This is a genomic window from uncultured Gemmiger sp., assembly GCA_944388105.1.
GTDB lineage: Bacteria > Bacillota > Clostridia > Oscillospirales > Ruminococcaceae > Gemmiger.
On record CALXHN010000047.1, the window covers coordinates 1 to 15,969 of the forward strand.

A 15,969-nucleotide genomic window follows, 5' to 3' on the forward strand; every position below is an offset into this window, starting at 1 on the left:
CGGTAAATCAGCTCCACCTTGCGGATAAACTTCTCTCCCGGCATTTCGCAGGGAACGGTGGTCAGGTAGTGTCCTTCGGTCAGCAGCTCCCGGGCCCGGTCGGCGGTGATGATGGGGTAATCACCCAGCTTCCCGCTCAGGTCCGGCTGGCGGAACCGGATCAGATCCGGCTCCCCGCTGTCGTTGCCGTAGAAGCTCACCTTACGGAAGTTGTACTGCAGGATGCGGTCGGTATCACTGCCCGACCCCTCAAAGAAGGAGAGGGTATAGCCGCTGAACTGCCCATCAAAATGGCGGTCGCCTCCGTCGATGTCGATTTCCGGCTGTTCCATGCCCAGAACATCCGCATAGGCGCTTATCAGGTATTGGGCGGTCCGGGTCAGCTCCTCGCAGGATGCCTGACGGGAGAGGGAATATTCCTCCGGCAGGGGCAGGGCGGGTTCAAACCAGATGGCGGCAACCAGGTTCAGGTCCACGTCGATGGACACCCCGCCCCCTTCGGCCATGAGCCGGGTGGGGGCAAAGTATTCCTCCGGCACGTCGGTGATCCCGGCCTGTTCCATCTGTTCCAGAATGGCGGCTTTGTGCTGTTCGTCGTAGGCATTGTCGGTGATGGTCAGGTCGGATTCCTTCACCCCGAACCGTCCGGCCACGTCCAGCAGCATGGTTCGCATGGCATTCTGGTCGATGCCGACAGGCATGTGGAAGGGCGTTTCGTAGGTGATGGGGTTGCGGAATACCGGCAGGGTGGTCAGGTTCATCTCCTCGGTCCAGGGGTTGCCGTTTACCAGTTCGGAGATGTCATAGGCCATCAGCCCCTCAAACCCCATGCCCCCGCTCAGGCTTTCCGGCAGGGTCAGCAGGGGCAGATCCGGGTTCCGGGTGGGTCCGGGTGTGGCGGCCGGGAAAGTTTCCGCGGTGTTTTGCAGCCAGAGTCCGGCACCCAGAGAACCCAGCAGTGCCAGACAGGCTGCTGCGGCGCCCCATTTCAGCCAGTGGGGAGACCGGCGTCCGGGTTGTTCCTGTGCCGCTTCCACATAGGCGGGGGCGATCAGGCCCATCTTATCCAGCAGTTCAAAGCCTCTCACGGTTCAAATCCCTCCTTTTCCAGACGTTCCCGCAGCTGTTTGCGACAGCGGAACAGGGTGGTTTTGACCTTGCTTTCGGACAGGGAATACCGTCGGGCAATGGCGGCCACCGGGTCCAGGTACCAGTACCGGCGCACAAAGATGTTCCTCTTTTCCGGGGCGAGGTCGGCCAGGAATGCGTTGATGATTCGGCCCAGGGTGATGTCATCCAGGCGGCATTCCACATCATCGGGGGCAGGCAGACACTGTTCCATCTCGGCGCTGAGTTCGCAGAGGTAGGCCTTGCGTTTGAGCCGGTCCCGCCGACGGCAGACATCCAGGGAGAGATGCCGGGTGATGCGGGCCAGAAAGTTGTACAGGTAGGTTCGGGGTTGGTGGGGCGGTATGGCGTTCCAGGCTTCCCAGTAGGTGTCGTTCTCACACTCCTCGGCGGTCTGGCAGTCCCGCACGATGTCGAAGGCCAGGGCACGCAGGCGGGGGCCGAACTTGTCGCTGGTCTGACGGATGGCGGTTTCATCCCGGGACAGATACAGGTCCACAATGACGGTGTCATCCAAGGAGAACCTCTCCTTTCTTTTCATTTTTCGGGTTTACGTTTCGGGATGCAGGGGGCTTCACCCCTATAAGCGCCGTTGAGGACGGAATGGTTACAGGCATGTAAGAAAAGTATAGCATACTCTGCGGAAATACTGACAAACAAAAGGGGCATCCGGCAAAATACCGGATGCCCGTTCAGAACATTTGGCTGCGGAAAGAAGGGGAGAGACTCAGCACCCCTGTACCAGCTTGGCGGAGGACCCGCCCCGCACCTGGCCGTTTCCGTGCACGATGTATTTGTAGGTGCACAGTTCCGCCAGCCCCATGGGGCCCCGGGCGTGCAGCTTCTGGGTGGAAATGCCCATCTCGCAGCCCAGGCCGAACTCTCCGCCGTCGGTGAAGCGGGTGGAGGCATTCACATACACGGCGGCGCTGTCCACACAGGTGGTGAAGCGGGCCGCGGCCTCCTCATCGGCGGTGACGATGGCGTCGCTGTGGTGGGTGGAGTGTGCACCGATGTGGTCGATGGCCGCCTGCAGGCTGTCCACGACGCCCACGGCCATCTTGTAGTCCAGATATTCGGTGTCAAAGTCCTTCGGTCCGGCGGGAACGCCCTCGATTATGGCAGTGGCCCGGGGATCCAGATGCAGCTCCACCGGGGTCAGTCCGGCGGCGGCACGGGCATCGCACAGCCGCTGTTTCAGCTTGGGCAGGAACTCGGCGGCAATGTCCTGGTGCACCAGGCAAACCTCCGCCGCATTGCACACGCTGGGGCGGCTGGTCTTGGCGTTTTCGATGATGTTCAGGGCCATCTCCTGGTCGGCGGCCTTGTCCACATAGATGTGGCAGATGCCGGTGCCGGTCTGGATGCAGGGGACGGTGGCATTCTCCACACAGGCCCGGATAAGTCCGGCGCCGCCCCGGGGGATCAGCAGGTCCACCAGCCCGTCAGCGGTCATCAGCTCGTTGGCCGAAGCGTGGGTGGTGTCCTCAATAAGGCTCACCGCCGTCTCGGGCAGACCGACTTTGCCCAGCCCCTGCCGCAGCGCCTCCACAATGGCATGGCAGGAGGCCCAGGCGTCCCGGCCGCAGCGCAGCACGCAGGCGCTGCCCGCCTTGATGGCCAGAGCGGCAGCGTCGGAGGTGACGTTGGGGCGGCTCTCATAAATGATGGCAATGACGCCCATGGGCACCGCGGTCTTCTCGATGAGGATGCCGTTGGGCCGCACGATCTTGCGCAGTACCGCACCCACCGGGTCGGGCAGCGCAGCCACTTCCCGCATGCCTTTGGCCATATCGGCCAGACGGGTGGGGGTCAGGGCCAGACGGTCCAGCATCACGTCGCTCACCCGCCCCCGGGCGGCGTCCAGATCCCGGCGGTTGGCTTCCAGGATTTCCTCCTGGGCAGCCACCAGGGCTACCGCCATGGCTTCCAGGGCGGCATCTTTGGTGTCGCTGTCCGCCATGGCAAGAGGCAGGCGGGCGGATTGGGCGTTGAGCAGAATTTCATGGGTGGTCATGGGTCATTCCTCCTTTTCGGACGGTCAGCGGCGGGCACGCCCCGCAAAACGGGTCCCCACCGGCCGGCCGGCTACGATATCATACAGAACCAGGGCGTTGGCGCCGTTGGCAATCACCATATCCACCCCCGCGGAGGTGGCCAGCTTGGCCGCCATGATCTTGGTGGCCATGCCGCCGGTGCCCAGCTTGCTGCCGGCCCCGCCGGCCAGGGCCTCCACCTGGGGGGTGATCTCCGGCACGTTGCTGATGAGCTCCGCCTCCGGGTGGGTGTGGGGATCGGCGGTGTACAGCCCGTCAATGTCGCTGAGCAGCACCAGCAGGTCCGCCCGCATGTACTTGGCCACCAGGGCGCCCATGGTGTCGTTGTCGCCCACCGAGATCTCCTCGGTGGCCACACTGTCGTTTTCGTTGATGATGGGGATGGCGCCCAGCTGCAGCAGGCGGTAGAGGGTGTTTTCCAGGTTCATCAGCCGGGTGGGGCTGTTGAAGTCCTCCCGGGTGACCAGGATCTGGGCCACCGTATGGTTGTATTCGGTGAACAGCCGGTCATAGGTGTACATCAGCTCACACTGGCCCACCGAGGCGGCTGCCTGTTTGGTGGCCATGTCGGTGGGGCGGTCGATCTGCAGCTTGCCGGCTCCCATGCCGATGGCGCCGGAGGACACCAGGATGATCTCATGTCCGGCATTTTTCAGGTCGCTGAAGGTCTTGACCAGCTCCTCGGTGTGGCGGATGTTCAGCCGTCCGCCTGCATACGCCAGGGTGCTGGTGCCGATCTTGATTACGATACGCATGTCAGTCCTCTTTCACGGGCCGTCAGCCCTTGGCCATTTCTTTTGTCTTGTCGTAGGCGGCCAGCACCGCATCGGTCACGGCCCCCCGGAAAGCCCGCTCTTCCAGCAGGCGAACTCCCTGGATGGTGGATCCGCCCGGGCTGCACACGGCATCCTTCAGGGCGCCGGGATGCATCCCGCTTTCCAGCACCATGCGGGCGCTGCCCAGTACCATCTGGGCGGCATATTCCTGGGCTTTGACCCGGGGCAGTCCGGCGGCCACGCCGCCGTCGGCCAGCGCCTCAATGAACTGGTACACCCAGGCCGGACCGCAGCCGGACACACAGCTGGCGGCGTCGATGAGGGACTCCGGCACTTCGTCCAGCCGCCCTGCGGGGGCCATGACCTTCAGCCAGTCGGCCAGCTCCGCCTCGGTCACGTGTTCGCTGCAATACTGGATCATGCCTGCGCCCAGAGAAACCGGGGTGTTGGGCATCATCCGGATGATGGGCCCCTGCCCGCCGGCCAGTTCCAGAATGCGCTGCATGGGCAGACCGGCCGCCATGGTCACCAGAATGAACCGGTCACCCTTCTGGCGGCGGGCGTCCAGCACCGGCACCAGGTCGCCCAGCACACCGGGCATCATCTGGGGCTTGACGGCCAGAAACACAAAATCGCACCCGGCGGCGCCGGCGTTGTCCGCCGTGCGGCAGCCCAGTTCCCGGGCCAGCGCTTCCGCCTTGGCTGGTGTGCGGTTGGCCAGCACCACGTTCTGCGGGTCGGCGGCACGGCACACGGCCCGCGCCACGGCACCGCCCATGTTGCCGCATCCGATAAATCCATAGGTCATCCCAGATACCCCCCTGGCGTTTTGCCACAAAAGTCTTTTGATTTATCCTAGCGCACCCAAAAGCCGATGTCAACAAAAAAGGCTGACAACAATCGGCAAAACTGGTATAATAACAAAGAAAGTACCCTATTTTTCCTGATGATTCGGAGGCAGTGACCTATGCAGTATGTACCTCTTGGCCAAACCGGCCTGACCATCTCCCGCCTGGGCTTCGGCGGCATTCCCATCCAGCGCATCGACCAGCAGGGCACACGCGCCCTGCTCAAGGCCGTGCATGAAGCGGGCATCAATTACATCGACACCGCCCGTGCCTACACCGTCAGCGAAAGCTGGATCGGCCAGTCCCTGGAGGAGCTGGGCCTGCGGGATTCCTTCGTTCTGGCCACCAAGTGTCGGGCGCTTACCGCTGCAGATATGCGTGCCGAACTGGCCGAAAGCCTGAAGAACCTGCGTACCGACCATATTGAGCTGTACCAGTTCCACAACCCCAGCCTGAAGGACCTGGAAACCATTCTGGCCCCCGGCGGTTCTCTGGAGGCGCTGCTGGAAGCCAGGAAGGAGGGCAAGGTGGGGCATATCGGCCTGACCGCCCACCTGGCCGCCGTGTTTGAGCGCGCCCTGGAGGTGGACGAGATCGAGACCATCATGTTCCCTTATAATATTGTGGAACAGCAGGGCGCCGACCTTATCGCCCGGTGTGCCGCCAAGGGCAAGGGCTTTATCGCCATGAAGCCTCTGGCCGGCGGTGCCATCGAGGATGGCCGTCTGGCCATGCGGTATGTGCTGTCCAACCCCGACGTGACCGTGGCCATCCCGGGCATGGCCGACCCGGCAGAGCTCACTTCCAACCTGGAAGGCGCTGCCAACACCGCACCCCTCACCGAGGAGGAGCAGGCTGCCTGCCAGAAGGTCCGGGATGCCCTGGGCACCCAGTTCTGCCGCCGGTGCAACTACTGCGCCCCCTGCACCGTGGGCATCCAGATCCCCAGCGCCTTCCTGTTTGACGGGTACATCGCCCGCTATGGCCTGGAAGACTGGGCCCGCCAGCGGTACGCCACCCTGCCGGTGAAGGCCAGTGCCTGTGTGGAGTGCGGCGCCTGCGAGACCCGCTGCCCCTACCAGCTGCCCATCCGCCAGATGCTCAAGAAGGTCGTGGAGCATTTCGGAGAATAATTTTGCGCGTTCTTCCCGCCGGGAAAGACAGGATTCTGCCTTTCCCGGCGGTTTTTTCGTGGAAACCGTGATTTTTTGGCAGGCAAGCTTGTGTTTCGCACCGGGACCATGCTATAATCTATTCTGTATCGGTTTGCGCATTTTTAAGCGCCTCTGCGCTTTGTGCAGACCGCAAATTCCGGAAAAGAGGTTCTGAACATCCATGCGTTTTGACGCTGACCTGCACTATCTTGACAATGCCGCCACCACCATGGTGGACCCTGCCGTGGCCGATGCCATCCATACGGCCATGCTGCACCACTGGGCCAACCCTTCCAGCCTGTACGACCCGGCGGTGCTGGCCCATGGGGCGCTGAACGCAGCCCGGGCCAAGGTGGCCAAAACGCTGGGATGCCAGCCCAAGGAACTGTATTTTACCGCCACCGGCACCGAGAGCAACAACCTGGCCATTCTGGGCGCCGTGGCGTCCCGCCGGTCCTGGGGCAGCAAGATCGTGGTCTCGGGATTTGAGCATCCCAGCGTGCAGCTGCCCATCCGGGCGCTGAAAGAGCAGGGCTTCACGGTGGTGGAGATCATGCCCCGGGCCGATGGCACCCTGGACATGGATGCCATGATCGACGCCGTGGACAAAAACACCGTGCTGGCCTGCTGCATGGCCGTCAACAATGAGACCGGCGCCCGCCAGGACATCGCCCGGTTTGCTGCCGGGGTCAAGGAGTGCAACTCCCGCTGCGCCGTCCATGTGGACGCGGTGCAGGCCTGGCTGCGGGTGCGGGTGCCCCTGAAAAACGTGGACAGTCTGGCGGTGTCCGGCCACAAGGTCCACGCCCCCAAGGGCATCGGGGCCTTGTATCTGCGCAGCGGCTACCACTGGACCGCCCCCATCCTGGGCGGGGGACAGGAGAACGGGGTGCGCCCCGGCACCGAAAACCTGCCCTACGCCGTGGGCCTGGGGGTGGCGGCCGAACAGGGCGCCCGGACCATGGCCGCCCGCACCGCCGCCATCCAGGCGCTGAATGAGCGCCTGCGTGCCGGACTGGCCGAAATCCCGGAGGTGACCATCAACTCCCCGGACAACGCGGTGCCGGAGGTGCTCAACTTCAGCCAGCACTGCGTCAAGAGCCAGACCATGCTCAACTACCTGTCCGACCGTCATGTGTATGTGTCCAGCGGCAGCGCCTGTGAAAAGGGCGAGCCCAGCCATACCCTGACCGCCATGGGCTGTGACCACAACACCATTGATACCGCGCTGCGGGTCAGCTTCTGTGCCGACAACACCCCCGAGGACGTGGACGCCCTGCTGGAAGGGCTGAAAAGCGGCCTGCAGGAACTGCAGCATATCTGAATCACAACCGTATGAGAGGAATCGCATGAAAGAGATCATCCTTGCCTACCAGGGCGAAATGACCCTGAAAGGCCTGAACCGCGGCAAGTTCGAAGCCGGCCTTGCCAAGAGCATCCGCCACCGCCTGGAGGATCTGGGCCCCTTCAAGGTCCATTCCGCCCAGAGCACTGTCTTCATCGAACCCCAGGAGGATGACCTGGATGTGGACGAGGCCTTCCGCCGCATCTCCAAGGTGTTCGGCATCGTCAAGATCAGTCGTGCCGTCTGCTGCACCAAGGACTTTGAGGACATCTGCCGCACCGCCGAAGCCTACCTGGGACCCCGGCTGCGGGGGCTGCGCACCTTCAAGGTGGAGGCCAAGCGCGCCGACAAGAAATACCCCATGAAGAGCCCGGAGATCTGCCGGGAACTGGGGGCTTACATCCTGTCCCACCACAACTACCTGCGGGTGGATGTGCACAACCCCCAGCTGGAGATCATGGTGGAGATCCGGGATAACGGTGCCTACATCCACGGTCCCAAGGAGGAAGCCGCCGGTGGTCTGCCGGTGGGAACCAGCGGTCGGGCGCTGAACCTGCTGTCCGGCGGCATCGACAGCCCGGTGGCCGCCTACTGCATGGCCCGCCGCGGTCTGGCTCTGCACCACATCCACTTCGCCAGCCCGCCCTACACCAGCCTGCGCGCCAAGCTGAAGGTCCAGGCCCTGGCCTGTGAACTGTCCGAGTATATCGGCGACTGCGTGCTCTTTGTGGTGCCCTACACCAAGCCCCAGGAGTACATCCGGGACCATGCGCCCGCCCCGCTGTTCACCGTGCTCATGCGCCGCAGCATGCTGCGCATTGCAGAAAAGGTGGCCTCCAAAACGGGGATGGAAGCCCTGATCACCGGCGAAAGTCTGGCCCAGGTGGCCAGCCAGACCATGGCGGCCCTGGCCTGCACCGACGCCGCCCAGGACCTGCCGGTGCTGCGTCCCCTCATCGGCATGGACAAGACTGATATCGTGGCCATTTCCCGCAAGATCGGCACCTTTGAAACGTCCATCGAGCCCTATGAGGACTGCTGCACCATCTTCACCCCGCCCCATCCCAAAACCAAGCCCACTCTGGCCGAGATCGAGGCCGCCGAGGCCCAGATGCCCGGTCTGGCCGAACTGGAACAGGTGGCGGCGGACACGGTGGAAAAAATCTATGTGCGCATCGGGGACCAGCCCGAATTCTGAAACTGATATGGTACGGAGGCATCTGTCATGACCGCAGAGATCATCTGTGTGGGAACCGAACTTCTTCTGGGCGATATCGTCAACACCAACGCCCAGTTCCTGAGCCGTGAACTGGCGGAACTGGGCATCTCGGTGATGCATGAGCATGTCATCGGGGACAACACCGCCCGCCTGCGGGAACTGGTCAACCAGGCCCGACAGCGCAGCGACCTGCTGGTATTTTCCGGCGGGCTGGGCCCTACCGCCGACGACCTGACCAAGGAAACGGTGGCCGAAGCCTTCGGGGATACACTGCACTTTGACGAGGAAGAATGGAACAAGATCCTGGCATTTTTCGCCCGCACCGGCCGCACCCCCAGTGAAAACAACCGCAAGCAGGCCATGGTGCCCACCAACGGCCACAAGATCCCCAACGACCACGGCACCGCCCCCGGTGCCTGGTTTGAGGACGCCCAGGGCCACGCCGCCGTGCTCATGCCCGGGGTCCCCCGGGAGATGAAGGCCATGTGGACCGAGCAGGTCCGTCCGGCCCTGCAGGCCAGACAGAACTGCACCATCCACTCGGTCACCCTGCGGGTATTGGGAGGCGAAAGCCGCATTGCCAGCAAGGCGGCTGCCCTGTTCGACAGCGAAAACCCCACCGCCGCCATCTACTGCAAGACAGGGGAGAGCGAGATCCGGGTCACCGCCCGGGCCGCCACTGCCGAAGAGGCCGAAAAGGCCTGCCGCGCCCGGATCGAGGAATTCCGGGCGGTGCTGGGGGACAACGCCTACGACACCGACGTGCCCGGACTGGAATACACGGTGGTGCGCATTCTGCGGGAGCGCGGTCTGCACGCCGCCACCGCCGAAAGCTGTACCGGCGGTCTGGTGGCTGAAAAGATCACCAACGTCCCCGGCGCCAGCGAGGTCTTCGGCTTCGGCTTCGTCACCTACGCCGAACAGGCCAAGAGCCGGCTGCTGGGGGTGGACCCGGCCATGATCCGGCGGTACAACGTGGTTTCCGGCCCGGTGGCCGTGGCCATGGCCCGGGGGGCGCTCCAAGCCTCCGGCGCCGATCTGGCCGTGGGCATCACCGGCCTGGCCGGTCCCGGGGGCGCCCTTCCCGGCAAGCCGGTGGGCACGGTGTACCTGGGCGGTGCGGACGCCCGCAGCAACCGTTCCTACCTCATGCGGCTGGAACTGGGCGGCTACCAGGAACGGTCCATCATCCGCACCCGGGCTGCCCTGTACGCCCTGGACCTGCTGCGCCGTATGGCCCTGGGCCTGCCGCCGGACGGCGGGGTGACCCTGGAACCCGGCGATCCCGTACCCGAACTCTGACCGGGGCAAGCACCCCGTCAACCTTACAGATCACTACAGGAGGAACCCCCTATGCTATCGACCCAAATGCGCATCCTGCGGGTGTTCGGCCTGCCGGCGGCCGAGGTCCGCGCCGCCCTGCGCGCCGTGGAGGCGGAAGGCTGTTCCGGTCTGCGCCTGCTGGAACGCGACGGTGAATTTGCGGTCTGCGTCAAGGTCAGTGCGCCCACCCAGGCCATGGCCGACGAATACTGTGAAAAGTGGGTCCAGAAACTGCGCGCCCGCCTCGGCGATACAGTCTATGCCGACGGCGAGACCGGGCTGGCCCAGGCCACACTGGATGTGCTGCTGAAAAAGCGCCGCCTTCTGGTGGCAGCGGATGAGACCACCGGCCGCCTGATCGGTGCCCGCCTGCAGCCGCTGGAACACAGCGAGGCCGCCTATGATTTCGGTACCCAGACCTGGGCTGACCGGGAGATCGCCCGCAAGCTGGTCACCCCCGCGTCTCTGCTGGAAAAATTCCCCGGTGACGTGGTCCAGGCAGCCGCCGGCCGCGCCCAGCTGGCCCTGGCACTCGGCGGCGCCGATTATGCCGTGGTGTACATGCCGGCCACCGTGGGGCAGGCTCCCTTTGCGCTTCTGTGCGACAAGCGGGGAGCCGTGGCCACCGCCGTCAGCCCGGACCACAGCGATGCCGCCATCGCCAACAGCCTGCTGGATATGGTGCGCCGCCGTGCGCTGGGCCTGAAGCCTTTGCCTTCCGCCATTACCTTCCGTCCGGGCCATGAGCGCCCGCTGCTCATTGTCTCTCCGGAAGGGCAGCCCCGCACCGCGCCCATCACCGGCCGGTTCACGCCGCGCCGCGCCAAACCGGCTTCCGGAACGGCGTCCTCCGGGACCGCCCCCACCGGCACCATCACCTTTGAAAAGCCGGAGACCGCCGGCGCCGCGCCGACCGCCGCCCAGACCGCACAGGACACCCCGGTGCCGGATGAAGTGCTCCGCACACTGGGATTTGACAAACCGGCGGAACAGGACCCTCTGGATTTCACCACCGCCGGCCCGGAAGCCGCGGCGGCTTCCCGCCACCTGCGCAGCCAGAAGGCAGCTTCCCGCCCCGCTCCGTCCGCATCCGCCGCAGCGCCGGAAGAACCGGTCTCCGCGGAGCAGCCGGCCCCCTCAATCCTGGACCAGGATATCCCGGACTTTTCTGCCGGTCTGGACCCCAAGGCCATCGCGGATGCCATGGCAGCGGATGAGCAGGAGCCGCCCCATTCCACCGAGGAACTGCAGCAGGCGGCCAGCATGCTGTTTGACAAGGTGGAGGTGCCGGAATCCCAGCCTGCCGCCCCCAAACAGCGGCACCGGCCGGACGCTGCGGCCATCAAGAACCGCAGTCTGGCCATGATCGAAAAGACCCAGCGCCGTCGTCGCCGCGGCGCGGTGCTGGCTTTCCTGTGCGTGGTGCTGGTACTGGCGCTGGGAGCAGGCGGTGTGTGGTACTTCTTCCGCAATGACCTGGGAGCCCGCCCGGCCCCCAAGGGGTACGGCACCGCCACCTTTGACAATACCGCCGAAAAATACCTGGCCAACGGCATGCGCCAGCTGGACGGCGTCACCGGATATCTGGCACTGCCCGGTATCAATGGGCAGTTCGTGTACGCCCGGGACCGGCAGGATGCCCGCAGTCAGGCGGAAAGCGAAGCTTCCATTTTCCTGACCGAGGACTGGCTGGGCAGCACCACGCCCTCCAACACGGTCATTGAATGGGGCGGCAGTCTGGCCGCACTGGAAGAGATCGACGCCATCCAGGAAAACAGCGGCTTCACCCTGTACCTGCCGGGGACGGCCTACCGCTGCAAGGTGGTGGCGGTTTACTATCAGGACCCCAATGAGCAGGGAGGCTTTGACCCTGCCGCCTACACCGACCTTTCCAACTACTATGACTACCTGAATTTCTCTCTCAACATCGGCACCCGGAGCCTGTACAACAGCACGTCGGCTTCTGCGGACGGGGAAAGCTATCTGACCCTGGTGGGCGGCAGCAGCACCGACGGCGTGCGTCTGTGCGTGACCGGCCGCCTGGTCCATGAGGATGAAGACCCGTCCCTGACCGAGACCATCTCGGAAAACGAGAACGCCCTGCTCACCGGGGTGCAGTATGAAAATGAGGGCAAGTCCGCCCCGGACCGCAGCGCCCTGATGAGCAGCCAGATGGACCGCTATACCACCCTGACCGGCCTGCGGGCCGGAACCGGCGGCAGCGGCACCCAGACCAGCGGGACCGACTCTTCCCAGGCCACCGCGGTGGATGAATCCCTGGCCAACCTGACCCAGCAGACCCAGAACCTGATCGCATCGGCGGATGATCTGCTGGCCGGTCTGACCGACATAGCGGGACAGTCCGGTGCGGCGGAGACCGACATCAACCAGGGTGCCGAAGGCACGCTGCCGGAGCAGACCGTCACCATCGAGAGCATCACCTCCGGTTCTGCTTCCTCCTCCGGGGACAGCAGCAGTGACTCTGCCTCCTCGGATTCTTCGTCCGATTCCTCTGCTTCCTCTGACTCGTCCTCTTCCACGGATTCTTCCGGTTCTTCCGGCGTCTCCGCCACCATCAACGTCACCATGAACGGCACAGCCCAGACCATGGATCTGGTCACCTGTCTGGCCATGGTGGCCCAGAATGAGCTGGGCCCCAACGCCCCGGCGGAAGCCTACAAGGCCCAGTGCGTGGCCACCCACAGCTGGATTCTCAGCCAGAGCGGATATCCTTCGGTGGCAGGCACCACCCCGGGCAGCGCGGCCACAGCTGCGGCCCAGGAGGTGGCCAACGTGCTGGTGACCTACAACGGCCAGGTCTGCTTTACCCCGTATTTTGCCTCCGCCTCCACCGGTACGGCTTCCGCCGCCGATGTGTGGGGCAACTCCCGCCCCTGGCTGGTGGCGGTGGACAGCCCCTATGACCAGAGCACCGCGACCAACTGGAACACCAACGGGTATAACACCGGCTGTGCCCGCTTCTCCCGCCAGACCCTCCAGGATCGCATCAAGGAAAAGATGGGGGTGGACCTGTCCGGGGTGGATCCCAACAGCTGGTTCACCATCCTGTCCAAGAATGAGTACGGCTGGGTCACCCAGATGCAGATCGGCCCCAACGCCAGCGGCAACGACACCTGTTCCGGCCGCTGGTTCCGGGAAGTGCTCACCGCCGGCTGCAGCGTGGACGGACGCAGCCTGCGCAGCCAGTGCTTTACCGTTACATATGACGCCAGCCTGGACTGCTTCATCTTTGATGTGTACGGGTACGGGCATGGCTGCGGCATGAGCCAGTGGGGCGCCATCGGGTATGCCAACAACGGCTGGAACTACCAGCAGATCCTGCAGCATTATTATCCCGGCACCACCCTGACCACCATCGGCTGAGCCCGAAAAAATCCGGAATACCTGACTAACAGCTCCCTTTTCCGCGTACAATAGGCGGGGAAGGGGGCTTTTTTATGTCCATGTCCGTTGCCAAAAAACTGGCCCGGCGCACGGCGGCGCTGCCCGGATTTGACCTGCCATTCGCCGCCATTCTGCTGCTGCTTTTGGCCTATGGCCTGCTCATGCTTTTTTCGGCGGGGTATGCGGTGGCACTCTACCGCCGGGGCGATGCCTATACCTATATCCGGCCCCAGCTGCTGTTTGCGGTGCTGGGGGTCATTGCCATGTATGCGGCGTCCCTCATCGACTATCACGTCTGGCACAGACTGGCCTGGTGGCTGCTGGGCATCTCTCTGGTGCTGCTGGTGGTGGTCCTGTTTATGCCGGAATACAACGGCTGCAAGCGCTGGATCGTCATTCCCGGCCTGGGCACCCTGCAGCCCAGCGAGATCGCCAAATTTTCGGTGGTGCTGGTCTTTTCCCACATCATCTCCCTGAACCATGACCGGATGAAGCGCTTTTCCACCGGGGTGCTGCCATTTGCCTTGGTCCTGGGGGTGGTGGCGGTGCTCATGTTGCTGGAACCCCATCTGTCCGGCACGGTGCTGATCCTGGGCATCGGGGCGGTGCTGATGTTCGTGGGCGGCACCGGCCTGCAGTGGTTCGGCATGGCAGGGGCTTTGGGGGTGGGGGCCATTGCGGCGGCGGTGGTGCTGCTGCCCGACCTGGTACCCTACGCCACCAGCCGTCTGTCCTCCTGGCTGGACCCCTTTGCCGACCCGCTGGGAGCCGGCCACCAGACCATCCAGAGCCTGTATGCCATCGCCTCCGGCGGCATTGTGGGGCTGGGGCTGGGCAACAGCCGGCAGAAATACCTCTATGTCCCTGAACCGCAGAACGACTTCATCTTTTCCATCCTGTGCGAGGAACTGGGGTTTGTGGGGGCGGCCCTGGTGGTGGTGCTGTTTCTGGCGCTGTTTCTGCGCGGCATGAGCATCGCGGTACGGGCGCGGGATAAATTCGGGGCCCTGCTGGTGGTGGGATTTGTCACCCAGGTGATCCTGCAGGCGGTGCTGAACATTGCGGTGGTCACCAACAGCATTCCCAACACCGGCATCAGCCTTCCCTTTTTCTCCTCCGGCGGCACCAGCCTGCTCATGCTGCTGGGGGAGATGGGCATCGTTCTTTCCGTTTCCCGGCAGGCGGATGCCCGCTGAGCCTTTCCTTTGTACACATCCTTTTCACTTGTTTGGCGGGGGTGGGTGTGGTATACTGATTCATAATGTATCTTTGTGTGCCACAGGAAAGGAGACCCCCATCCGTGCAGCAAAAATCACTTTCGGCCCCGGCGTTTCTGGGGCGGGCGGCAGCGGCCTTTGCGGCCACCTTCGTGCTGCTTTTTGTACTGCTTTTTGCGGCCTGCTGTGTGCCCGGTGCCCCGGTGCGGCGCAACATCGCCCGGTCGGTGCCGCTTTTGCAGCAGGAGGGCCTGTATCCCGAATACTTCGGTTTCAAGCTCTTCCAGATGGACAATTATACCGATACCATCATGCTGTTTGAAGCCGCCGCCATGGACGAAACCGATCCTTTGACCGCCATGATGCGCGGCACCACCTACAACGTGGATAACTTCACCTCCATGCAGGACGATCTGGCCCGGTACCTGGATGCCCGGGAAACCGGGTCTGACCTGCCCGATGACCTGGAACCCTTCTCCTATGCCCGCTACTGGCATGGATACCTGATCTGGCTGCGCCCGCTGCTGGCATTTCTGACCTACGGCCAGATACGGCTGGTGCAGTATGGGGTGCTGTTCGTGCTGCTGGCCCTGGTGCTGGCCCGCCTGTGGAAACAGGCCGGCTGGCGTCCGGCACTCTGGTTTGCCCTGAGCCAGCTGGCGGTCAGCGTGTTTTTTGTACCCCGGCAGGTGCAGTTCTTCACCACCTTCTTTCTGGCCTATGCGGGCTGTGCCTGGGTGCTGGACAAACGCTTCGGCCCCCGCACGCCCTTCCGGCTGGCCTGGGGGCTGGTGGTGCTGGGCACAGCCACAGCGTTCTGTGATCTGCTGGTCACCCCCATCCTGACGCTGGCACTGCCCATGGCGGTCTGGCTGGTGTGTGTGCCCCAGCGGCTGTGTTCCGGCGCGCGGCAGTGTGCCGCCGTCATCTCCGGGTCTCTTTGCTGGGGCGTGGGATATGCCGTGTGCTGGGCGCTGAAATGGGTCCTGGCCGGACTTGTCACCGGGCAAAATGTTATCGGGGATGCCATCCACCAGATGGGGGTGCGCACCGCTGCCGATACCTGGCACGGCATCGAACTGACCTGGGGCAATATCCTTGCCTTTGTGTACCAGACCCTGCAGGACAAGGGCCTTTTCTGGCCGCTGGTCCTGCTGGCGGTGCTGTGCGTGGCGGCCTTCCTGCTCTGCCTGCGCGGGCGGCAGGCTCTGCTGCGCGCCCTGCCTCTGGGACTTACCGCCCTGATGGCGCCGGTGTGGCTGGCTGCCCTGCGGGCGCATTCCATCCAGCACGGCTGGTTTACCTGGCGCGCCCTGGCACCCACGGTGTTTGCGGGGCTGGCGTTCGTGTACTATTCCTGCAGCCTGCGGGCGGGCATCCGCCGCCTGCGGCGCAGATGATGAGGAACATACCATATGAAGGAAGAAAAAAAGGCCGTACATACCGAGCCTGAACAGGAACAATCCCCGGCGGCGGACGATGCACAGCCGGCGCCGG

General features: G+C 64.0%; 12 protein-coding genes. 7 read left to right on the forward strand and 5 right to left on the reverse strand.

The window, feature by feature from the left end; genetic code table 11:
• From Q0K17_RS06795 to proC, 5 genes are all read right to left on the reverse strand, one after another.
• Nucleotides 1-1,088: hypothetical protein (locus Q0K17_RS06795; protein WP_294541243.1), on the reverse strand; the 1,088-nt coding region annotated here is incomplete at its 3' end.
• Complete coding sequence (locus tag Q0K17_RS06800; protein WP_294541245.1) at nt 1,085-1,645, reverse strand: RNA polymerase sigma factor; 561 nt, start codon at nt 1,643-1,645, stop codon at nt 1,085-1,087. The genes Q0K17_RS06795 and Q0K17_RS06800, both read right to left, overlap by 4 nt.
• A gap of 210 nt (nt 1,646-1,855) precedes the next feature.
• On the reverse strand, nt 1,856-3,145 hold the full coding sequence (locus Q0K17_RS06805) for a glutamate-5-semialdehyde dehydrogenase (RefSeq protein WP_294541247.1): 1,290 nt from the start codon (nt 3,143-3,145) through the stop codon (nt 1,856-1,858).
• A 24-nt stretch (nt 3,146-3,169) separates the two neighbouring features.
• Nucleotides 3,170-3,940 carry a glutamate 5-kinase gene (gene proB / locus Q0K17_RS06810; RefSeq protein WP_294541249.1) on the reverse strand — a complete coding sequence of 257 codons (771 nt, stop codon included), beginning with the start codon at nt 3,938-3,940 and terminating at the stop codon, nt 3,170-3,172.
• Nucleotides 3,941-3,962: 22 nt separating this feature from the next.
• On the reverse strand, nt 3,963-4,769 hold the full coding sequence (gene proC / locus Q0K17_RS06815) for a pyrroline-5-carboxylate reductase (RefSeq protein WP_294541251.1): 807 nt from the start codon (nt 4,767-4,769) through the stop codon (nt 3,963-3,965).
• Between the two features lie 159 nt (nt 4,770-4,928).
• On the opposite strand from proC, the gene Q0K17_RS06820 reads away from it, so the two are divergent.
• The 7 genes from Q0K17_RS06820 (at nt 4,929) to Q0K17_RS06850 (ending at nt 15,872) form a co-directional block, all read left to right on the forward strand.
• A complete protein-coding gene (locus Q0K17_RS06820) occupies nt 4,929-5,942 on the forward strand; it encodes an aldo/keto reductase (RefSeq protein ID WP_294541253.1) in 1,014 nt (337 codons plus the stop codon).
• A 202-nt stretch (nt 5,943-6,144) separates the two neighbouring features.
• The gene (locus tag Q0K17_RS06825) at nt 6,145-7,287 is read left to right on the forward strand and encodes a cysteine desulfurase family protein (RefSeq protein WP_294541255.1); all 1,143 of its coding nucleotides are present in this window, start codon (nt 6,145-6,147) and stop codon (nt 7,285-7,287) included.
• A 25-nt stretch (nt 7,288-7,312) separates the two neighbouring features.
• On the forward strand, nt 7,313-8,506 hold the full coding sequence (thiI, locus tag Q0K17_RS06830; protein WP_294541256.1) for a tRNA uracil 4-sulfurtransferase ThiI: 1,194 nt from the start codon (nt 7,313-7,315) through the stop codon (nt 8,504-8,506).
• Nucleotides 8,507-8,533: 27 nt separating this feature from the next.
• Nucleotides 8,534-9,829 carry a competence/damage-inducible protein A gene (locus Q0K17_RS06835; RefSeq protein WP_294541258.1) on the forward strand — a complete coding sequence of 432 codons (1,296 nt, stop codon included), beginning with the start codon at nt 8,534-8,536 and terminating at the stop codon, nt 9,827-9,829.
• Nucleotides 9,830-9,880: 51 nt separating this feature from the next.
• Nucleotides 9,881-13,234 (forward strand): SpoIID/LytB domain-containing protein, encoded by a 3,354-nt coding sequence (locus tag Q0K17_RS06840; protein WP_294541260.1) that lies wholly within the window; start codon nt 9,881-9,883, stop codon nt 13,232-13,234.
• Nucleotides 13,235-13,314: 80 nt separating this feature from the next.
• On the forward strand, nt 13,315-14,451 hold the full coding sequence (locus tag Q0K17_RS06845; RefSeq protein WP_294541264.1) for a putative peptidoglycan glycosyltransferase FtsW: 1,137 nt from the start codon (nt 13,315-13,317) through the stop codon (nt 14,449-14,451).
• A gap of 104 nt (nt 14,452-14,555) precedes the next feature.
• Complete coding sequence (locus tag Q0K17_RS06850) at nt 14,556-15,872, forward strand: hypothetical protein (protein WP_294541262.1); 1,317 nt, start codon at nt 14,556-14,558, stop codon at nt 15,870-15,872.
• Nucleotides 15,873-15,969: the final 97 nt, after the last annotated feature.